The sequence below is a fragment of the Paraburkholderia heleia NBRC 101817 genome (genome assembly GCF_000739775.1).
Lineage (GTDB): Bacteria > Pseudomonadota > Gammaproteobacteria > Burkholderiales > Burkholderiaceae > Paraburkholderia > Paraburkholderia heleia.
Genome location: NZ_BBJH01000030.1, coordinates 76,787 through 95,401 on the forward strand (window position 1 = coordinate 76,787; position 18,615 = coordinate 95,401).

General features: G+C 66.1%; 19 protein-coding genes. 9 read left to right on the forward strand and 10 right to left on the reverse strand.

Features of this window, described 5'->3' with window-relative positions:
- The first annotated feature begins 248 nt into the window (after positions 1 to 248).
- Together BHE01S_RS39580 and BHE01S_RS37080 are read left to right on the forward strand one after the other, a co-directional pair.
- The gene (locus BHE01S_RS39580; protein ID WP_281177770.1) at positions 249 to 377 is read left to right on the forward strand and encodes a hypothetical protein; all 129 of its coding nucleotides are present in this window, start codon (positions 249 to 251) and stop codon (positions 375 to 377) included.
- 40 nt (positions 378 to 417) lie between these two features.
- Positions 418 to 834 (forward strand): rubredoxin, encoded by a 417-nt coding sequence (locus BHE01S_RS37080; protein WP_084069152.1) that lies wholly within the window; start codon positions 418 to 420, stop codon positions 832 to 834.
- A gap of 26 nt (positions 835 to 860) precedes the next feature.
- Here BHE01S_RS37080 and BHE01S_RS23905 read toward each other — a convergent pair whose 3' ends face one another.
- Positions 861 to 1,715 carry a helix-turn-helix transcriptional regulator gene (locus tag BHE01S_RS23905; protein ID WP_042268452.1) on the reverse strand — a complete coding sequence of 285 codons (855 nt, stop codon included), beginning with the start codon at positions 1,713 to 1,715 and terminating at the stop codon, positions 861 to 863.
- Positions 1,716 to 1,835: 120 nt separating this feature from the next.
- Here BHE01S_RS23905 and BHE01S_RS23910 point away from each other — a divergent pair, with 120 nt between their 5' ends.
- From BHE01S_RS23910 to BHE01S_RS23920, 3 genes are all read left to right on the forward strand, one after another.
- A complete protein-coding gene (locus BHE01S_RS23910) occupies positions 1,836 to 2,666 on the forward strand; it encodes a carbon-nitrogen hydrolase family protein (protein WP_042268455.1) in 831 nt (276 codons plus the stop codon).
- 113 nt (positions 2,667 to 2,779) lie between these two features.
- On the forward strand, positions 2,780 to 4,135 hold the full coding sequence (locus tag BHE01S_RS23915) for an APC family permease (RefSeq protein ID WP_042268459.1): 1,356 nt from the start codon (positions 2,780 to 2,782) through the stop codon (positions 4,133 to 4,135).
- A 246-nt stretch (positions 4,136 to 4,381) separates the two neighbouring features.
- Positions 4,382 to 5,449, forward strand: coding sequence for a DUF2242 domain-containing protein (locus BHE01S_RS23920; protein WP_042268462.1), 1,068 nt, complete (start codon positions 4,382 to 4,384; stop codon positions 5,447 to 5,449).
- A gap of 77 nt (positions 5,450 to 5,526) precedes the next feature.
- Here the strand turns inward: BHE01S_RS23920 and BHE01S_RS23925 are convergent, their stop codons facing one another.
- A complete protein-coding gene (locus tag BHE01S_RS23925; RefSeq protein ID WP_042268464.1) occupies positions 5,527 to 6,153 on the reverse strand; it encodes a LysE family translocator in 627 nt (208 codons plus the stop codon).
- Between the two features lie 394 nt (positions 6,154 to 6,547).
- Between BHE01S_RS23925 and BHE01S_RS23930 the strand changes: the two genes are divergently transcribed.
- On the forward strand, positions 6,548 to 7,030 hold the full coding sequence (locus tag BHE01S_RS23930; protein ID WP_028202732.1) for an Lrp/AsnC family transcriptional regulator: 483 nt from the start codon (positions 6,548 to 6,550) through the stop codon (positions 7,028 to 7,030).
- A 39-nt stretch (positions 7,031 to 7,069) separates the two neighbouring features.
- Here the strand turns inward: BHE01S_RS23930 and BHE01S_RS23935 are convergent, their stop codons facing one another.
- The 6 genes from BHE01S_RS23935 to BHE01S_RS23960 form a co-directional block, all read right to left on the reverse strand.
- Positions 7,070 to 7,732, reverse strand: a complete 663-nt coding sequence (locus BHE01S_RS23935; RefSeq protein WP_042268467.1) for an OmpA/MotB family protein — start codon at positions 7,730 to 7,732, stop codon at positions 7,070 to 7,072.
- A 6-nt stretch (positions 7,733 to 7,738) separates the two neighbouring features.
- Positions 7,739 to 8,542, reverse strand: a complete 804-nt coding sequence (locus BHE01S_RS23940; RefSeq protein WP_042268469.1) for a flagellar motor protein — start codon at positions 8,540 to 8,542, stop codon at positions 7,739 to 7,741.
- 33 nt (positions 8,543 to 8,575) lie between these two features.
- Complete coding sequence (locus BHE01S_RS23945) at positions 8,576 to 9,787, reverse strand: cyclic nucleotide-binding domain-containing protein (protein ID WP_042268471.1); 1,212 nt, start codon at positions 9,785 to 9,787, stop codon at positions 8,576 to 8,578.
- Between the two features lie 284 nt (positions 9,788 to 10,071).
- Entirely contained in the window at positions 10,072 to 10,302 is a 231-nt protein-coding gene (locus BHE01S_RS23950) for a DUF2783 domain-containing protein (RefSeq protein WP_042268473.1), read from the reverse strand.
- A gap of 18 nt (positions 10,303 to 10,320) precedes the next feature.
- Entirely contained in the window at positions 10,321 to 12,033 is a 1,713-nt protein-coding gene (locus BHE01S_RS23955; protein ID WP_042268565.1) for an FAD-dependent oxidoreductase, read from the reverse strand.
- 35 nt (positions 12,034 to 12,068) lie between these two features.
- On the reverse strand, positions 12,069 to 13,028 hold the full coding sequence (locus BHE01S_RS23960; RefSeq protein ID WP_042268476.1) for an MBL fold metallo-hydrolase: 960 nt from the start codon (positions 13,026 to 13,028) through the stop codon (positions 12,069 to 12,071).
- A gap of 282 nt (positions 13,029 to 13,310) precedes the next feature.
- On the opposite strand from BHE01S_RS23960, the gene BHE01S_RS23965 reads away from it, so the two are divergent.
- The 3 genes from BHE01S_RS23965 to BHE01S_RS23975 are packed head-to-tail and all read left to right on the forward strand — an operon-like array spanning position 13,311 to position 16,555.
- Complete coding sequence (locus tag BHE01S_RS23965; protein ID WP_042268478.1) at positions 13,311 to 14,183, forward strand: IclR family transcriptional regulator; 873 nt, start codon at positions 13,311 to 13,313, stop codon at positions 14,181 to 14,183.
- Positions 14,171 to 15,055, forward strand: a complete 885-nt coding sequence (locus BHE01S_RS23970) for an IclR family transcriptional regulator (protein WP_084069154.1) — start codon at positions 14,171 to 14,173, stop codon at positions 15,053 to 15,055. The genes BHE01S_RS23965 and BHE01S_RS23970 overlap by 13 nt, the downstream gene beginning before the upstream one ends.
- Positions 15,056 to 15,103: 48 nt before the next feature.
- Positions 15,104 to 16,555: a cytochrome P450 gene (locus tag BHE01S_RS23975; protein WP_042268480.1), complete on the forward strand. Its 1,452-nt coding sequence runs from the start codon at positions 15,104 to 15,106 to the stop codon at positions 16,553 to 16,555.
- A 3-nt stretch (positions 16,556 to 16,558) separates the two neighbouring features.
- On the opposite strand, the gene BHE01S_RS23980 is transcribed toward BHE01S_RS23975, so the two are convergent.
- Both BHE01S_RS23980 and BHE01S_RS23985 read right to left on the reverse strand, forming a co-directional pair.
- A complete protein-coding gene (locus BHE01S_RS23980) occupies positions 16,559 to 17,470 on the reverse strand; it encodes a MurR/RpiR family transcriptional regulator (protein ID WP_042268483.1) in 912 nt (303 codons plus the stop codon).
- Positions 17,471 to 17,532: 62 nt separating this feature from the next.
- Positions 17,533 to 18,594 carry an ABC transporter ATP-binding protein gene (locus BHE01S_RS23985; RefSeq protein WP_042268484.1) on the reverse strand — a complete coding sequence of 354 codons (1,062 nt, stop codon included), beginning with the start codon at positions 18,592 to 18,594 and terminating at the stop codon, positions 17,533 to 17,535.
- Between the last annotated feature and the right edge of the window lie 21 nt (positions 18,595 to 18,615).

Sequence of the window (18,615 nt, forward strand, 5' to 3'; positions counted from 1 at the left end):
ACGCGAAATAATCCATCTCCATGCGCTCAGGAATCCGGCCCGCGTTACCGGCGATAATCCATACCGCCGTGCGGCCAGGTTGCCGGGAGCGGGATCTGCGGCGCGTGCGCGCAGTCGCCGCGCAAATACCCCCGTCGATGGGAAATCGTGCGAAACTCCTCCGCCGCGCTCCGCCGACGCCATGCAAAACGTGGCGACATTAAGGGGCGCAATCGAGAACGCAACCCACGCCGCCGCAATTTCACCCTATGAACACCACCACCCGCCCCGCCGCTTCGAACGCCAAGCCCCGCAAGTCCATCACGCTCCTGCAAATGCTCGCGCTGATCGGCGCCGGCGGCATCGCGGCATCGCTGCTGTTCCGCTACTTCCTGTGAGCGAAGCGCGTCCGGGAAATCAAGCCAACCGTTTTCGCTTATGTACAAGAAAGGCGTCGCCCTCGAAATCCAGTTCTCTCCCGAACGCCTGAATGACGGCGCAGGCGACCCGTACTGGATCGACCTCACCGCCGACGAAGCCGCCGCGCTGCTGGCCGCGCTGCAAAGCAGGCTCGCCGAGCGCGAGAGCACCGCAGCGCCGCTTGTCGTCGCACTCGACACTCCGTCCGAAAGCGCCGCGCCCGAGGCACCTGCAAGCGCCTCAACGGCTGCTGCCGGCGCCGACGACGGCCCCAAGCAATGGGTCTGCGTGATCTGCGGCTGGGTGTACGACGAAGCCGCTGGCGCCCCCGACGACGGCCTCGCTCCCGGCACCCGCTGGGCCGACGTACCCGACGACTGGCGCTGCCCGCTCTGCGACGTGGGCAAGGAAGACTTCGCGCTCGTCGAGTTCTAAGGCACGACGCTCACGGCGCGCGGCGCTCACACGCCCGCGCGTCCAGGCGACTCGTAGAAGAGCGCAAACAACTCCGACTGCGAACTCACGCCGAGCTTCGCGTAAATATGCTTCTTGTGCGCACGCACGGTCTCGAACGAAATTTCGAGCCGCTCCGCAATCGCACGCGTGGAAAAGCCGCTCAGGCTCAAGCGCACCACCTCGATCTCGCGCGCGGTGAGCGGCACGCGTCCGCTTTGCTGCGTGACCGCCTCGATGCGGCTCGCGAAGCCCGCCTCGCTCAACCGCCCCTGCTGCGCCGTGCTGTCGGCTTCAACCGTATCCGCAGCGACCGCCTCGGCAGCGCCCTCGGCAAACCTCTCATACGCAAGCCGCTGCTTCATGAGCGCGACCACCCACGGCGCGAACATCGCGAACATCGCAATATCGCGCTCCGTGTAATGGTGCTTTGCGCCCAGCGAGAAAATCAGCGTGCGCGCTTCGTCGAGAGGCAAGTTGAACTGCACTTCGTCGCCGATGATATTGCTCTTGAAGTAGCGCTGGTAGTAGTCCGTCATGCGGAAGTTATCGGGCGCGACTTCGGCGAGCGTGACGAGTCCCGCGCGCGGCTTTTCGCTTGCGTTGAGATAGAACGGATCGAGCAGGTACATCCCCTCCAGATACGCGCGGAACAAGAGATCCACGGTGCCGTCGGGCATGGGCGACTCGGCGCACACGAGCGGCGCGCGATCGCGCCGGAAGACGAGCGCAACCCAGTTGTCGAACGCCACGAAGCGCTCGATCACGCGCGTCATGCGCGTCCAGAAGTCGGGGCCGTCGAGGGCGTCGATCAGCGTCGCGATATGGTGATGGAACGCGCGGTCCTGCCAGTCCAGTTCCATGGCCTCTCCGATCAGGGGTACCCCTGCAGGGTAATTCCTCGACAAAAATAACGTGGAGATAATAGCCGCTCCTGACGCCCACGCGGTGCTTTACGTAATACATAAAGGAAGGAGACAGGCATGCAACTCGAACTCGCGCAGATCCCGATCGTGGACGGCGCAGTCGCTCCCAACCTCGCCCGCGTGCTCGACGCCACGACCAGGCGCCGCGAAGGCAGCGACCTCATCGTTTTTCCCGAAGCCACGCTCACCGGCTTTCCCACCCGCGAAAACGTGCGCGACGTGGCGGAAACGCTCGAAGGTCCGTCTTTGAGCAAAGTGCGCGACGCGGCACGCGCGGCCAATATCGGCGTTGCCGTGGGCCTCGCCGAGCGCGAAGGCGACCGCTTCTACAACACGACCGTGCTGATCGACGAACGCGGCGACATCGCGCTGCGTTACCGCAAAACGCATCTGTGGGCCACGGACGTGGGCGTGTTCACGCCGGGCGAGCGCTTCGAAGTGTGCGAATTCAAGGGCACAACCGTGGGTCTGCTGATCTGCTACGACATCGAGTTTCCCGAAACGGCGCGCGCCGTGGCCTCGCTCGGCGCGGAAATGCTCGTCGTCACGAACGGCAACATGGATCCGTTCGGCCCGGTGCATCGCCGCGCGATCGTTGCGCGCGCGATGGAAAACCAGATGTTCGCCGCGCTCGTGAACCGCATCGGCGACGGTGACGACAACCTCACGTTCCCCGGTGAAACCGCGCTCGTGAGCCCGTTCGGCGACGTGCTCTGCGAGTTGAAGAACGAAGACGCGGTGCTGCACGCGAAGGTGGACCGCGCGCTGCTCGCACAAAGCCGCGAACACTACAGCTATCTGCACGACGCACGCATTGCGCTCGATCTTGCGGACGAGAACGACGCGCAAGGACGCCGCTCGCTCAATATCCGCCCTCGCACGCTTTAAAGCCTCAACAGCCTCAATCGCGCCAGGCAGCAAAGCCCGGCAAGCCGCTTCCCGTGGCTCGCCAGGCTCGCCCACGCCTGCCAGAACCGCAGTACCCAGGAGACAACTGCATCATGAAGCCTGCCTCGCCGTCGCATGAACGCGGCACACACGAACCTCACCTGAAGCGCACGCTCGGCCTGCCGTCCGTGCTCCTGTTCGGCCTCGCCTACATGGCGCCGCTGATCGTCTACGGCACCTATGGCGTGCTCGCCGGCGCGAGCCAGGACACCGCCGCCCTCGCGTATCTCATCGCGCTCGTCGCAATCGTGTTCACGGCGCTCAGCTACGGCAAGCTCGCGCGCCTGTTCCCGGTGGCGGGTTCGGCCTACACGTACACGCGCAAGAGCTTCAATTCGCACCTGGGCTTCATGATCGGCTGGGCCACGCTGCTCGACTACTTCTTCCTGCCGATGGTGATCTGGCTGATCGGCGCGGCCTATCTTGGCGCTGCGTTCCCGAGCGTGCCCACGTGGATCTGGATTGTCGCGTTCATCGTGTTCACTAGCGCGCTGAACATCGTCGGCATCGAACTCGCCGCGCGTTTGAACATCGTGCTGATGATCGTGCAGCTCGGCATTACGGCAATGTTCGTAGTCCTGTGTCTGCACTATGCCGCCGCGGCCGCGGGTCCGGGCGGGCTCATCGCAGCGCAGCCGTTCTTCCAGCCGCACGTGCCGCTTTCGGCCACCATGGCGGGCGCGGCGATCGCCGCCTATTCGTACCTCGGCTTCGACGCCGTTTCCACGCTCACCGAGGAAACCATCGAGCCTGAAAAGACCATTCCGCGCGCCATCGTGCTGATCGCGCTGGTGGGCGGCGCGATCTTCGTGATCGCTGCGTACACGCTGCAGCTCGCGCATCCGGGCGCCGTCTTCAAGGACCCCGATTCGGCCGCGTTCGAAATCGCGCGCAAGGTGGGCGGCGATATCTTCGTGACGATTTTCCTCGCGGGGCTGATTCTCGCGCAGTTCGCCTCGGGCATCTCGGCACAGGCGAGCGTCGGGCGTCTGCTCTATGCCATGGGCCGCGATGAAGTGCTGCCCAGGTCGGTTTTCGGCTACATCCACCCGCGCTTTCGCACGCCTGCGATCAACATCGCGATTGCCGGTATCGTGGGCTTGATCGCGCTGAAGCTCGATGTGGCCACGTCTACCTCGTTCATCAACTTCGGCGCGTTCCTCGCGTTCACTTCGGTGAACCTGTGCGTGATCCGCCAGTACTTCAGCGGCGCGGCAGGCACGCGTGGCTTTGGTTTCCTCGGCGGTCTGGTGTTCCCGCTGATCGGCGCCGTGACCGATATCTGGCTGCTGTGCAGCCTCGAGAAGACGGCGATCGTGCTCGGCATCATCTGGTTCGTGCTCGGCGTCGCGTATCTCGGCTGGATCACGCGCTGCTTCCGGCAAGCTCCGCCGGAAATGGCGGTGTAAGCGAAGCGCTGCTGCCTGCTTCGAATGAAACGGCACGGGCTTTCGCGTCGGGGCGGAAGCCCGTCTTTTCGTCATGTGGGATGCAAGCTTCGAGACGCCTTCATCGGGCTTTCGAAATACCTCGAAAAAACGAGCGTTCGGTCGTGCGCAGCGGAACCGAACTACAATGCATGCCGTCCGATGCAATGCCGCATTGCCGCCCTGTTTGCCCCGAACATGTCCCGTTTTTCGAAAGCCATCCCTCGTTTGCCCGTCCCGCTTCGCAGCGCCGCCCTCGCCGTCGTCACGGTGACGCTGGCTGCTGCGCTCGGCGCGTGCTCGTCGCCCAAGCCCAAGTTCCAGGAAGATCAGCTGCTGAGCACGGCGCCCAGCCAGTTCTCGCGCAGCTTCAACTACGCGAGCACGGACGCCTGCGAGTCGTCGCGCCGCGCATTGCTGAGCCAGGGCTATATGACGACGATGACACGCAACGACAGCGTCGACGCCACGAAGAACTTCCAGCCGACGCTCGACCAGCATATCGTCGTGGAGGTGCACGTGGTCTGCACGCCGGGCGACGCGAGCAATACGAGCATGGTGTACGTGAACGCCGTGCAGAACGGCTACGCCCTCAAGAAAAGCGATACCTCGGCGAGCGTGGGGCTCTCGATTCTGGGGTCGGTTTCGCTTCCTATTCGCTCGAACAGCGACGAAATGGTGAAGATTTCAAGCGAGACGATCCAGTCTGGCCCGTTTTATTCGCGCTTCTTCGATCTGGTGGGACGGTATTTGACCGCATCGGCGCGCAGCGAGCCTGTGCCGGGCGCCGGGGCGATCAAGATTACGCCGTTGCCGCCGCCTGTCGAGCCGGTCACGGCAAGCGCCGCGCCCGCCGCGACCACAGTGGGGTCGGCCGCGCCGGCTGCCGCCGCAGCGGCTGCGGCGACGGGTGCGGCGGTGTTGCATGGCGCCACGCTGCCCGCCGCGCCGGTCGTGACAGCGCCACCGTCTGCGCCGGCGCCGGCGCCTGCGTCTGCGCCTTCCACTGCGGCGCCCGCGCCCGCCGCTTCTGCTCCCGGCGCTTCCGCACCGGTCGATCACGGTGCTGCCGCTGCGGCGGCGATCATGGGCGTGCCGGCTCCGGCAAACCCGCAGGCTGTGGGCCTCGCAGCGAGTGTGACCACTCACAACGCGGCGACACCTGCGGCAGCGCAAACGCTCGCGTCGACTTCGGCGACCTCCGGCGTCCAGAGCGTGGCAGCCGCAACGGCAATGCCTTCAGCCGCCGCGGCCACGCCGGCTGTAGCCCCGGCCGCATCGCCCCCCTCGCCTTAAGCGCCGCCGCGCGCCAAACCGGGCGTCACGCCGGCCGGCTCACGCACGCCCGCGCGAGCCATGCGCCGCCTGCGCGCTCAGCGCAAGCCCGCCATCATCGCGCCCATGCCCACGAGCAGGCTGCCCATCAGGCGATTCACAGCCCGCATGCGGCTCGGCCGCTGCAGCACGTGGCGCAGCCGGTGCGAGAACAGCGCCATCGAAGCCACGCCGCCCGCAAACAGCAGCGCGAACGTCGCCGCCAGCAGCCAATACTGACGGTCGGCGCCCCAGGGCGCATCGGCGCTCATGAACTGTGGGAAAAACGAAGGGAAGAACAGCAAGGTCTTCGGATTGAGCCCGGAGGTCGCGAATCCGCGCCAGAACAAATCGCGACGGCTCGCATCATCGGCTTCGGCAGGCGCGTCCGTGCCCGTCAAAGCGCGGCTGCGCCACTGCTTGCAGCCCAGCCAGACAAGATAGGCCGCGCCCAGCCAGCGCAGCACCGTAAGTGAATGCTCACTAATGAGCAGCAGCGAATTGAGGCCCAGCGCCGTCAGCGCGAGCTGAAGCAGCACCGCGAGCGTGCCGCCCCAGACGCAGGGCAGGGCCTGGCGCCAGCCGGCGTGGAGCGCCTGGCTCATGGTGAGCACGTTGACAGGACCGGGCGTGTAGACAAGGACGAGCGCGGCGGCGAGAAAAGAGAGATACAGCTGGATCGACATTGCGGGGCGCGCTGGCAAAGGCGTGGTGACGAACGGCGCTCTGGGTAGCGAAAGGGATCGAAAACGGGCAACAAAAAACCGCGCGAAAGCGCGGTCTTCGAATGCCATCTGCCTGACCGGACATTGCTGAGCGCGTGCTTGAACGCGCGCAACGCCCGGTAGCCGCCGCAGGGTGCAACGGAAACCGGCTCTGACGGACCACCGCGGCTCGTGGCTGCGGCGGCGCTCCCCACGACGGGGTGGTGGCCGCGTGGGTCGTGCCAGGCAAGAAGGCATGTGGAAAATATACCGGGGATCGACCAGTATAGGCTTCCGGTTTTCTGGAAAAGTGGCGCTATAGACGGAAGCTTCTTCCGCTAAAATCGGCAAGACCTGTACAAGATTCTTTTTCGCCATGAGCCCTCGTGAACGCCCGCCCAAAGCGCTAGACAACCAGGACCGCAAGATCCTCAGCGCCCTGCAAAAGAACGCCCGACTCTCGAACGCGGAACTAGCCGAGCAGGTGGGCATGTCCACCACCGCGTGCTGGAACCGCACGCGCCAGCTCGAAGCCGATGGCTATATCGACGGCTATGTCGCACTCGTGAACCAGCAAAAGCTGGGCTACGCCGACATCGTGATTCTGGAAGTGACGCTCGACCGCCACGAAGACGACGCACTCGCGCGCTTCGGCGCCGAACTCGCGGCGCTGCCCGAAGTGCTGGAGGCCTATCTCGTCTCCGGCGAGTACGACTACTGGATCAAGGTGGCGGTGGACGGCACCGCCGGCTACGAGCGCTTCCTGCGCGAGAAGCTCTATCGCATCTCGAGCATTCGCCACAGCCGGTCGATGTTCGCCTTGCGCTGCATGAAGGACGTGCCGTCCATGCAGGTGTGACGCGCGTTGGTTTTGGCAATCACGCGAAGGGCGTGAGCGTCAGCGCTGCACGATCAACGTCACGCGCCGGTTCAGTGCGCGGCTTGCGGGGTCGTTGCCCGCCACGAGCGGGAAGTTGTCGGCGCGGCCAATGGCAGCGAGCCGGTGAGGCTCGATGCCGCGCTCGACCAGATAGCGCACCACCGCGCCCGCGCGCGCCGAAGAAAGCTCCCAGTTCGACGCGAACTTCGCGTTCGAGATCGGCGTGCTGTCGGTGTGCCCTTCCACGAGGATATTGCCCGTCGGCGCTGCGCGCAGCACTTCGGCGATACGACCCAGCACGCCCAGCGATTCGGGCAGCAGCGTGGCATCGCCCGCGTTGAACAGGATCTTCGCGTTGATGCCGATCTCCACGCCGCGCGCCGCCGGCACGATCGTGATTTCGCCGCGCTGGCGCAGCGTTTCGAGCGCGGCGAGCAACGCCTGATCGGCGGCGGGCATGTTCTCGACCGCTGGCGCCGTGTTCGTTGGCTGCGCAGCCGAACGTATTTCGGACTCCCTATGTCTTGCGAGCTGCATCGCATAGAGCGCGAGGAACAGCACCATCAGCGTCGTGATCAAGTCCGCGTAGGAAATGAGCCAGCGGCCGGAACCCGATTCGCCGCCGTCGTCCTCGTCGAGATCGAATTGCGCCGTGAGAGGCAGGTCTTTATTGGCAGGCATGGGCAGTCAGCTCGCGCGCGTCGTGTCCAGCGCCCACACGTTCGCTTCGTCCTGCAAACCGCCGGTCTTGCCGCCCACCTCGCCAGCAAGGCGAGTGGCGATCGTGTGGGGCGACTCCTTGCGTGAAATGGCGAGCAGGCCGTCGAGATAAAGCTTGCGCAGGCGCAGTTCGCTTTCGATATGCGCGCGCATCTTGCCGAATAGCGGCAGAAAGACGAGGTTCGCGAAAGCAAGACCGTAAAGCGTGGCGACGAAGGCCACGGCAATGCCCGGCCCGAGTTCGGCAGGCTCGATGAGATGCCCCGTGACCTGAATAAGGCCGAGCACCGAGCCGAGAATGCCGAACGTGGGCGCGTAGCCGCCCGCCTGCTGCCACACGCGCGCCGCCGCCATGTGCTGGCGTCCCCAGGCTTCGAGTTCGCGCAGGAGCGCATCGTCGAGCACCGCGGTCGAAACGCCGCTTGCAAGCAGTTCGAGCCCGCGCCGCGCGAACGGATGTATGTCTTGCAGATCCATCGATTCGAATGCGAGCAGACCGTCGAGCTTGGCCCGATCGCCCCATTCCAGCACGGCGGCGAGGCTCGCTTCGTCTACGCGCGGCGCTTTCACGAAGGCCATGCGCAGATGCTTCACGGCGTCGAAGAAGCGCGCCCAGGTGTTCTGGATCATCACGGCGCCGAGCGTGCCGCCCAGCACGATGGCCAGCGCCTCGGGCTGGAGCAGCGTGACGACATGGCCGCCTTCGAGCGAGAAGCCCGCGACCACGGCAAGCGCGCCAACGGCGATACCGATCAGGGTAAGCAGATCCATGCGTGTCTCCGATTAAGCGATCTGGCTAGCCGGCTAGCGCGCGCCAGGTGTCTTGAGTGCACGCACCGCTTCCAGCAGGCGCTGCTCGATGTCCTCGACTTCCGCGGGATCGATCTTGATGTCGCGGCGCATGACCCACGACACCTCGTTCTTGCGCGCGTCCGCCATCACCGAAAGCAGTCTCTCCGATACGGCCTGATCCTCGATCGAGGCAAGCAGCTTCGCGAGATCGTAGGTATCGAGCGCACTCACGGCTTCGAACAGCGTGCGCTGATCGACGAACAACAGATCGTCGAGCGCCTTGAGTTCGCCCGAGCCGCGGTTCGCGCGCTTCGAGAAATACGCCACGCCCTTTTGCTCGACAAAGTTGAGCACTTTCGATTTGCGGAACGCGAAAACCTCGTCGGCGATTTCGGCATGCGAGAGCTTGTTGAGAATGACCTTGCGCTCCACGCCGATCAGCGCTTCGAGATCGGCCAGTTCGATCAGTTCGAGTTCGCTGTTGATCGACACATCGAGATCGCTGTCCGCTACCTGCGTCGCGCGCTCCACGATACGCACGGGGTCGAACGTCACGACCTGGCGGCCCAATGCGCCTTCCGCCGCTGTCGCGTTATTGGCGAGGTGCGTGACCTGAGCGCTTTGCATCGCGACGAGATTGAGCTTCTCCATGCGCCGGAGCATGGCCATCACATGCGGACGCGAATGGCCCGCCACGGCACGGCACTTCTGCACCACGTCGGCGAGCGGCACGCTTGCTTCGGCGGCGCTCGCGCCGTGCCGCGACCAGGTATCGCCGCTTTCCGCGCGATCGCTCGCGCCAGCGATCAGCGCGAGCACGTGCGCATACGAAAGGACGCCCGGCATGAAGTCGGCATGAGTGTAGGTGGCGAGCAGATCGTCCTTCGCCTTGACGCGCCGCGTGAGCGTGCGCACCACATGGCGCAGCATCGGCGTGACGCGTTCGAGTTCTTCCTCGATGAGGCTCGCCGGCACGACGGTCAGCTGGCAAAAGCTGAGCGCCTTGGCCGTGTTCGGCCGCGGTTCCGCGCCGAGCAGCGCGGTCTCGCCGAAAAATTCACCGCGTCCGAGCGTGGCCATCACGACTTTCTTGTCGTCGCAGCGGGTGGAGATTTCGACCTTGCCTTCGGCGATCACGAAGATCAATCGCTCGCCTGCAAAGCCTTCCGAATAAATGATCTCGCCCGGCGCCGCCGTACGTGACCATGTTTGACTGCGATTCAAGTTCTATCCCCGGAAAACGATTTCGTCGCCCGCATTTGTCTGACTATCCCATGCGTGTGCGAACTGAGTGCCATGTGTCGCGTTTACGGCGTTTCCCAGGACGTTCTTGAATCGGAATGCATAGACGGCACGCGTGGACGTGCGCGTGCGCCGCTGTGTCATGCGCGCCTGACGAGCGCAAACGATTGCTTGCGCGAGAAGTGCTGCAAATGGGCTATGCATTGGGTGGGGTAAAGGAATGCGGCCGGTTCGCACCGGCCGCATGTGTCGCCCCCATCAGTCTTTCACGCAGCGAGTTTTCCCGTCGCATCGCTGCTCGCCGGCGCACTCACGCCTGCGCGCACAAAACGAAGCGCTTGCATGAGCGTTTCGTGCTCGCCTATGTGGTTCGCGAGCAGCAGGATCAGCTGCGCATTGGCCGATTGACTCTGCGCCTCGTCGAGATCGCGATGCATGTCGATCAGCGCTTCGTAAAAGTCGTCCGGCCTTGCCAGATTCGGTTGGGTGTTCAGCATGGTTGTCTCCTCGTTCCGCTATGCCGTGCCTTTTACGCCAAGCGCCCGCTCGAGCGCGCGCTCCACGCGCGCCGCATCGGTGCGCCGCCAGCGCGCGCTCACGTGCTGGTCCGGGCGAATCAGATAGAACGCGCCGTCCTGCGCGCCGTAGCGCTGCGCCGCCAGCCCTTGCACGTCGCGCAACACCACCGTCGATGCCGGCAGACCCGCGGGCACCGCCGCATCGGCTTCGAGCATCATCACGAACTTGAGCGGCACCGGAGAACGCGAGAGCGCCTGCAGCGTGTCGAGCGTCGCCGTATCGAACGCCGAGCCCGCACGGCTGAACACAAGGCCCGCGAACTGGTCGCCCAGATGCGCGAGCAGCCAGCTCTCGTGACCCGCTGCGTCGCGCACCGGGGCGTCTGCGCACGAGGCGCCCGGCTCCATCTGGCCGTCGAACGAATCTTCGTCGGGCGTGTTCAAGGTCGATTCGCGCAGCACCGCCGGCACGGAAAGCCGGCCGCTGTTCACCAGTTGCCGCGCAAATGCATGCTCGCGAGCGAGCGTGAGCACGGCGTCGCGGAACACGCGGCTCACCGCGCTCTTTGGCGTGATGAAGTCGGTCGAGCGCGTGGAGTTGCGGATGTTTTCGTCGGCTGCATATTCGCGCTCGCTCGCGTAGGTGTCGAGCAGCGCATCGGGCGCGTGGTCCTCCAGCACCATCGCGAGCTTCCATGCGAGGTTTTCGCCGTCCTGGAAGCCGCTATTCGCTCCGCGCGCGCCGAACGGCGACACCAGATGCGCCGAATCGCCCGCGAACAGCACGTTGCCCTGGCGGAAGCTGTCCATGCGCAGGCAAGAGAACGTGTAGATGCTCACCCACTCCAGCTCGAACTTCACGTCGGGCCCGAGCAGCGCGCGCACGCGCGGAATCACGCGCTCGGGCGTTTTTTCGAGGACCGGGTCGGCGTCCCAGCCGAGCTGGAAATCGATGCGCCATACGTTGTCGGGCTGGCGATGCAGCAGCACCGACTGGTTCGGATGGAACGGCGGATCGAACCAGAACCAGCGTTCGGTGGGGAAGTCGGCTTCCATCTTCACGTCGGCGATAAGGAAGCGGTCCTTGAACGTGCGGCCGTGGCTGTCGAGGCCGAGCAGCTTGCGCAGCGGACTGCGCGAGCCGTCGGCGGCCACCACGTAGCGCGCAAGCAGCGTGTACGGGCCGTCGGGCGTTTCGATTTCGAGCGCGACGTGCGCATCGGCAGCGCCCGGCGTGCCGTGCTGCGCGACGCCCGTCACCTTGTTTTTCCAGCGGATTTCGAGGTTGGGCAGCGCCTGCGCGCGTTCGAGCAGGTAGCCTTCCACGTAGTGCTGCTGGAGATTGACGAAAGCCGGCCGATGATGGCCGCTTTCGGGCAGCAGGTTGAATGTGTAGACGAGTTCGTCCTTGCGGAACACCTTGCCCACGTTCCAGCTCACACCCTTTTCGACCATGCGGTCGCCGCAGCCGAGGCGGTCGAAGATATCGAGCGAGCGCTTGGAAAAGCAGATGGCGCGCGAGCCCGTGGAAAGCGTGCAGTCGTCGTCCACGAGCACCACCGGCACACCTTGCCGCGCGAGGTCGATGGCCGTCGCGAGGCCCACCGGCCCCGCGCCGACCACCACGACCGGACGCACGCACGCGGCGGCGTCCGGAGCCTGCTCGCTGCATCGCGTGTAGTCGAATGTCTGCGTCTGATAGTCGATCATCTTTGTCTCCACCATTCCACCTTGTCGGGCGTCACTCAATCCTGCAGCGCGTCCCACATCTCCTTGTCGCGCTGCGCCGTCCAGATGCGCGGATGCGTGATGCCGCTCGCTTCGTCGTACGCGCGCGTCACGTCGAACGGCAGGCAGTGCTCGTAGATGAACACGTGGCCGAACTTCGGGTCCATCGCCTCGCGCGTGAGCGACATCGCGCCCTTCAGGTCGAGCTTCTGCGCCACGGCGGCGCGGCCTTGCGCGAGCAGCGTGGTCACGAAGTCCTTCGTGTAATCGAGGCCCTTGTTGACTTCTGCGGGGTCGAGCAGCGCGGGGCCGCGGCCCGGCACGAGCTTTTCGGCGCCGAGCGAGCGCAGCGCTTCAAGCGTGGCGGGCCATTCGGCGAGCTGGGCGTCGCCGCAATAGCACGCAGCGTCGTATTCGACGAGGTCGCCCGAGAACAACACCTTCTGCTGCGGCAGCCACACCACGGTGTCGCCCTTCGTGTGACCCGAGCCGAGGTGCGCGATCTTCACTTCGAGCTTGCCGAGAAACAGCGTGATTTCCTTCTCGAACACGAGCGTGGGCCACGTGAGGCCCGGCACCGTTTCGACGCCCGCGAACAGGCGCGGGAAGCGCTCGATTTCCGACCTCATGTCGGCTTCGCCACGCTCGACGATCATTTCGTACGTGCCGCGGCTCGCGATGATCTGCTGCGCGCCTTCCTTGAAGTACGCCGAAGCGCCGAGCACGCGCACCGCGTGATAGTGCGAGAGCACGACGTATTTGATGGGCTTGTCGGTAACGGTGCGGATCTTCGCGATGAGGTCCTGCGCCATGGCGGGTGTGGCCGTGGTGTCGACGATCAGCACGCCGTCGTCGCCGATGATCACGCCCGAGTTGGGGTCGCCTTCGGTGGTGTACGCGTAGGCGTTTTCCGAGAGCTGCGTGAAGGTGACCTTCTTTTCTTCGAGGTCGGCCTGGGATGCGAACGCCTTTGCCATGTTGAGTCTCCGTATCGAGGGGCTCTGGAAGCCAGAGCGGGGCGAAGCGCGCACGGGCTGGGCGCATTGGGCGCCAGCCCGGATTGTCTCGCCCCGTTTGAAGTTGAAATGGACCGCTGTTGTGCCGGGGTGAGGCCATCATGGTCTTCGCGCCTTTATTTGTCAATAGCGAACTACATTGCTATAGATTAATTTCTATTGGACGCACCGCAGCCCGTGCGGTTGCCAACGGCTGCCGCCGTTCAGTTAACATGGACCCTTTTTCAGCCAGAGAAAAGCGCAATGAGAGGTCGCAACGACAGCGCCGCGTCCGCGCCGCAAGGCAGCGCGACGGCGGCCCGCACGCAGCGCGGCATCCAGAGCGTGGAGGTGGGCGGACGCCTGCTGCGCGCCCTCGCCGACGCGCGCGCGCCGCTTGGCGCCACCGATCTCGCGGCGAGCGGCGACATTCCGTCGAGCCAGGCGCACGCCTATCTCGTGAGCCTCACGCGCCTCGGGCTCATCAAGCGCGATGCGCTGTCGGGGCGCTATGAGCCGGGCCCGCTCGCGCTGCGCCTCGGGCTGCTGCATCTCGCGCAGCAGCCCGCGTTGCGCGAGGCCGTGCCGCGCGCCGCGGCGCTCGCGCAGACGCTCAATTGCAGCGTCGCGCTGTGCATTGCCGGGCCGCAGGGGCCGACGATCGTGCGCTACGAGCACGCGAGCCTGCCGCTGCACGTGAACCTGCATGTCGGCACGGTGATGTCGCTGCGCGCCACGGCCACGGGCCGCGTGTTCTGCGCCTTCCTCGGGCCGGAGGCGCTCGAAGCCGCATGGGCCGCGCAAACCGCGCAGCCGGTGTGGCGCGGCACCAGCCACCTCGCCGGCGCCGCCGGCGCGCCCCGGGAACGCACGCCCGATGCCGCCTTCCTCGCCTCGCTCGACACCATTCGCGCGCGCGGCTACGAACTCGCCGTCGACGCGCCCAGCCCCGGCGTGAGCAGCGTATGCGTGCCCGTGCTCGGCCCGGGGCGCGAGCCGAGGCTCACGCTCACCGCCATCGGCGCGAGCGGGATGCTCGACGTGCGCGCGAACGGCGCGGTCGTGCGCGCGCTGCGCGACGCCGCTGCCGAAATCTCTGCCGCCGCCTTTTCATCGACATCGACATGCCCCGAGTAAGTTCCAGGCCGCCGCGCGACGACTCCGGCAAGACGACCGAAACCGTGCACCCGGACGCCGTGGCCAACGCCGCAGCCGAAGCCGGCAAGCCGCAACGCGGCATCCAGTCGCTCGATGTCACGGGCGAGCTGCTCGCCGCGCTCGTCGCGGCGGGCACGCCCTTGCCGCTGCGCGACCTCGCCGCCGCCGCGGGAATGCCGCCCGCCAAGGCCTTCCCGCACCTCGTGAGTCTGCAGAAGATCGGCCTGCTCGCGCGCGACGCGGCGGGCCGCTACGAAGCGGGACCGCTCAGTCTCGAACTCGGCCTGATCGGCCTTGCGCGTCTTTCGCCGGTTCGCGAAGCCGACGCCGAGCTGGTGGGCCTCGCCGCCGCCACCGCGATGAGCGTCGCGCTCGCGGTGCCGGGGCCGCTCGGGCCGACCGTCGTGCGTCTCGAAGAATCGGCGCTGCCGCTGCACGTGAGCCTGCGCCCCGGCACGGTAATGTCGCTCGTGAACACGTCGATCGGACGCGTGTTCGCCGCATGGGTCGACGACGACGTGCGCGCCGCCCTCCTCGCCCAGGACGAACTGCGGCTTGCGGGCGCGAAGCCGCGCGAAGGCGCCACGCCCGCCTACCTCGCGCGGCTCGCCGCCATTCGCGCCGAAGGCGTGGACACGGCGCTCGACAAACCCATTCCCGGCATCAGCACCGTGACCGCGCCCGTGTTCGACCACACCGGCAGCGTGTGCCTCGTGCTCGCAGTGATGGGCCCTTCGGGCAGCCTCGACATCGCGCGCGAAGGCACGGCGGCGCAACTGCTGATCGCCGCCGCGCAGCGCCTCTCGCGGCGCTTCGGCTACATGGAAGGCGCGGCCGCCGCGCCGCTATGAACGCCTTTTGCGCGCGAGATAAAACGACCCCCTGATGAGAACCTGCATATGAGCACGGCATCGACCGGACCCACGCTGCGCCAGATCGCCGACCTGCCCTGTCCGCGCGGCCTGCCGCTGCTCGGCAATCTGCTGCAGCTTTCGCCGCCGCGTCTGCATTTGATCCTCGAGCAATGGGCCGCCGAACTCGGCGCGCCCTACCGCTTCCAGGTGGGCGGCATCCCCATCACGATCTGGACCGACACCGAGTTGATCCAGCAGATCATGCGCGAGCGCCCGCATCGCTTCCGCCGCTATCAGCCGATCGAAGCCGTGTTCGAGGAGATGGGTTTCAACGGGCTTTTTTCGGCCGAAGGCGTTGCGTGGGAACCGCAGCGCAAGCTCGTGATGCAGGCGCTCTCGATTCCCAACATCAAGGCGTTCTACCCCACGCTGGCGGATATCACGCAGCGGCTTCACACGCGCTGGCAACGCGCGGCCGAGCGTGGCGAAACCGTCGAGATGACCGACGATCTCAAGCGCTACACGGTAGACGTGACGAGCGCGCTCGCGTTCGGCGAAGATCCGCGCACGCTCGAGCGCGATCACGGCGTGATTCAGGAGCATCTGGAGCGCCTCCTGCCGGGCGTGATGAGACGCACCAATGCGCTCTTTCCGTACTGGCGATATGTCAAGCTGCCGGCGGACCGCAAGCTCGAGCGCTCGCTCGAGGAAGTGCACCGCTACGTGAACGCGATGATGGCGCGCGCCCGCGAGCGCATGCGCGACGAGCCATCGGAAACGCCGCGCAATCTGCTCGAAGCGATGCTCGTGCAACAGCAGGCGCCCGGCGGCGAAGCAACCATCAGCGATGCGCAGATCCGCGCCAACGTGCTCACGCTCCTGATCGCGGGCGAAGACACGACCGCCGATTCCATCGCGTGGACACTGCCCTACCTCGCCGCGGACACGGCCCTGCAGCAGCATCTCGGCGACGAAGCTTCACGCGTGCTCGGCAATTCGACGGTATGCCCCGACTACGCAACGTTGAAAGACCTCGATATTTTCGAGGCGATCTGCATCGAAGCGACGCGTCTGCGCCCGGTCGCGTCCGTGCATTCGTTCGAGCCGCTGGAAGATGTGGTGGTGGACAACGTGGCGCTGCCCAAGGGCACGCGCATGTTCTTCGTCGCGCGTCCCGCCATGCTCGACGCGAAGCATTTTGCCGATCCGCACCGTTACGACCCGTGGCGCTGGATGAAGCGCGGCGAACGCGAAGCCGATGATGGAAAAGCCCACGACGTGCGCGCGTACCTGCAGTTCGGCGCAGGGCCGCGCGTGTGTCCAGGCCGCCATCTCGCGACCGTGGAGATGCGCCTCGCGCTCTCGATGCTGATGCAGTCGTTCACGCTCGAACTGGCGATCGATCCCGCGAAGATTCAGGAAGTGCAGGCGTTCACGATGGTGCCGGATAGGATGCCCGTGCGGCTTAAACGGCGCGAAGGCGCTGCGGCGGCGTAAGCGTCAACGCCCGTCCTCGGGCGTGCCGACCGTGGAAGTATCGCCGGGCGCGCCATCGCCGCGCGCCTGCGCGTCGCGCACCTTTTCGAGCGCCTTGGGCCCGAGCCCGAGCGACACGCCGAGCGCGAGCGCATCGAGCACCGCGAGATGCGCGATGCGCACCACGGCAGGCGCGTGCGCATCGCTCGCGGCCGGCACGCGCAGCAAGAGGGGAATATCTACCACCCACGCGAGACGCGAACCCGCACTCGTGAGCGCGATGGTCGTCGCGCCGCGCTCCTTCGCGATCTGGATGCTCTCGTTCACTTCCACGCTGCGCCCCGACTGCGAGATCGCGAACGCCACGTCGCCCGGTTCGAGCAGCGCCGCGTAAAGGCGCTGCAAATGGGCATCCGTGAACGCGTTCGCGGCGATGTCGAGCCGCAGCAGGCGCAGCGCCGCGTCTTGCGCGACGAGCCCCGAGCCCGCGCCCACGCCGAAAAAGTACACGCGCCGCGCGCTGGAGAGCGCCGCGACCGCCGCCTCGAACACAGCCGTATCGAGCGAAGCGCGCGCGTGGGTCACGCCCTGCACGACCGACTCCGTCACCTTGTCGAGCAGGGTGCCGACCTCGCCGGCCCATTCGGCGCCGCTCGCCTCGCCACCCGTCATCTCCGTGGCGAGCGCGAAGGGCACGTTGCCCGCCGCGCTCTGCGCGAGCCGCATCTTGAAGTCGCGCAGGCCGTGCGCGCCCACCGCCCGGCAAAAGCGCGTAACGGAGGGCTCGGACACGTCCGCGCGCAACGCGAGTTCGGTGATGCTCGCGCGCATGGCGAAGTCGATGTCGGCAAGCACCATCTCCGCGACCTTGCGCTCGGCGGGACGCAGCGACTCCGCGACGTTGCGGATGTGATGGATCAGGTTGGAGACCGGCAAGCTGTTTTTCCCGTGGAAGATACGAGGCGCCCGCTATCCAGATTACGATGCGTGCTTCCGCTTCAATCGAGCCGCTTGCCGCTTTCAGTATCGAACAGATGCAGGTGCGCCAAAGGCAAACCTAGCGTCATGCGCTGGCCCGGAGAAACATCGGGGCGCGCGCGCGTGGTGACGCACCATGTCGTGTCGCCTATTTTCCCGTACAAGTGGGTCTCCGCGCCAGTCGGTTCGACCACGTCCACGCTGAACGGCACGTCGCCGCCCGCCTCGATGTGCTCGGGCCGCACGCCGAGCGTCACGCGCGCGCCCGCCTGGGCCTTGCCCTCCGGCAGGGCAATACGCACGCCGTCTTCGAGCACGAGCGCCGTGCCGCGCGCGTCGCTCATCACCGTGCCCTCGGCGAAGTTCATCGAAGGCGAGCCGAGGAAGCTCGCCACGAACAGGTTGCCCGGTTTGTCGTAAAGGTCGAGCGGGCGCCCGATCTGTTCGATACGCCCCGCGTTCATCACGACGATGCGGTCGGCCATCGTCATCGCCTCGATCTGGTCGTGCGTGACATACACCACCGTGTTGCGCAGACGCTGATGCAGCGCCTTGATCTCGGTACGCATCTGCACGCGCAGCTTGGCGTCGAGGTTCGAAAGCGGCTCGTCGAAGAGGAACAGCGCGGGCTCGCGCACCACGGCGCGGCCCATGGCGACGCGCTGGCGCTGGCCGCCCGAGAGTGCGCGCGGCAGGCGCTCCAGGTAGCCCGACAGGTTGAGCATTTTTGCGGCGGCTTCGATGCGCGGCTTGAAACCGTCCTCGCGCTCCTTGCGAATGCGCGGACCGAACGCGATGTTGTCGTACACCGAAAGATGCGGGTAGAGCGCGTAGCTCTGGAACACCATCGAGATGTTGCGCTGCTGCGGCGGCAGCGCGTTCGCACGCGTTCCGCCGATGGTGAGGTCGCCGCCGGTGATGTCCTCCAGGCCGGCGATCATGCGCATCACCGTGGTTTTGCCGCAACCCGAAGGGCCGACGAGCACGACGAATTCGCCGTCTTCGATGTCGAGGTCGACGCCGTGCACGACCTGGGTCTCGCCATACCGCTTGTAGATGCCGTTCAGTTGTACCGCTGCCATGCTTTCCTCGTTTGCGTGAAG

Coding starts and splice junctions, on each gene's coding strand:
- BHE01S_RS39580 (WP_281177770.1), top strand. CDS start 249: ATGAACACCACCACCCGCCCCGCCGCTTCGAACGCCAAGCCCCGCAAG.
- BHE01S_RS37080 (WP_084069152.1), top strand. CDS start 418: ATGTACAAGAAAGGCGTCGCCCTCGAAATCCAGTTCTCTCCCGAACGC.
- BHE01S_RS23905 (WP_042268452.1), bottom strand. CDS start 1,715: ATGGAACTGGACTGGCAGGACCGCGCGTTCCATCACCATATCGCGACG.
- BHE01S_RS23910 (WP_042268455.1), top strand. CDS start 1,836: ATGCAACTCGAACTCGCGCAGATCCCGATCGTGGACGGCGCAGTCGCT.
- BHE01S_RS23915 (WP_042268459.1), top strand. CDS start 2,780: ATGAAGCCTGCCTCGCCGTCGCATGAACGCGGCACACACGAACCTCAC.
- BHE01S_RS23925 (WP_042268464.1), bottom strand. CDS start 6,153: ATGTCGATCCAGCTGTATCTCTCTTTTCTCGCCGCCGCGCTCGTCCTT.
- BHE01S_RS23930 (WP_028202732.1), top strand. CDS start 6,548: ATGAGCCCTCGTGAACGCCCGCCCAAAGCGCTAGACAACCAGGACCGC.
- BHE01S_RS23935 (WP_042268467.1), bottom strand. CDS start 7,732: ATGCCTGCCAATAAAGACCTGCCTCTCACGGCGCAATTCGATCTCGAC.
- BHE01S_RS23940 (WP_042268469.1), bottom strand. CDS start 8,542: ATGGATCTGCTTACCCTGATCGGTATCGCCGTTGGCGCGCTTGCCGTG.
- BHE01S_RS23950 (WP_042268473.1), bottom strand. CDS start 10,302: ATGCTGAACACCCAACCGAATCTGGCAAGGCCGGACGACTTTTACGAA.
- BHE01S_RS23955 (WP_042268565.1), bottom strand. CDS start 12,033: ATGATCGACTATCAGACGCAGACATTCGACTACACGCGATGCAGCGAG.
- BHE01S_RS23960 (WP_042268476.1), bottom strand. CDS start 13,028: ATGGCAAAGGCGTTCGCATCCCAGGCCGACCTCGAAGAAAAGAAGGTC.
- BHE01S_RS23965 (WP_042268478.1), top strand. CDS start 13,311: ATGAGAGGTCGCAACGACAGCGCCGCGTCCGCGCCGCAAGGCAGCGCG.
- BHE01S_RS23970 (WP_084069154.1), top strand. CDS start 14,171: ATGCCCCGAGTAAGTTCCAGGCCGCCGCGCGACGACTCCGGCAAGACG.
- BHE01S_RS23975 (WP_042268480.1), top strand. CDS start 15,104: ATGAGCACGGCATCGACCGGACCCACGCTGCGCCAGATCGCCGACCTG.
- BHE01S_RS23985 (WP_042268484.1), bottom strand. CDS start 18,594: ATGGCAGCGGTACAACTGAACGGCATCTACAAGCGGTATGGCGAGACC.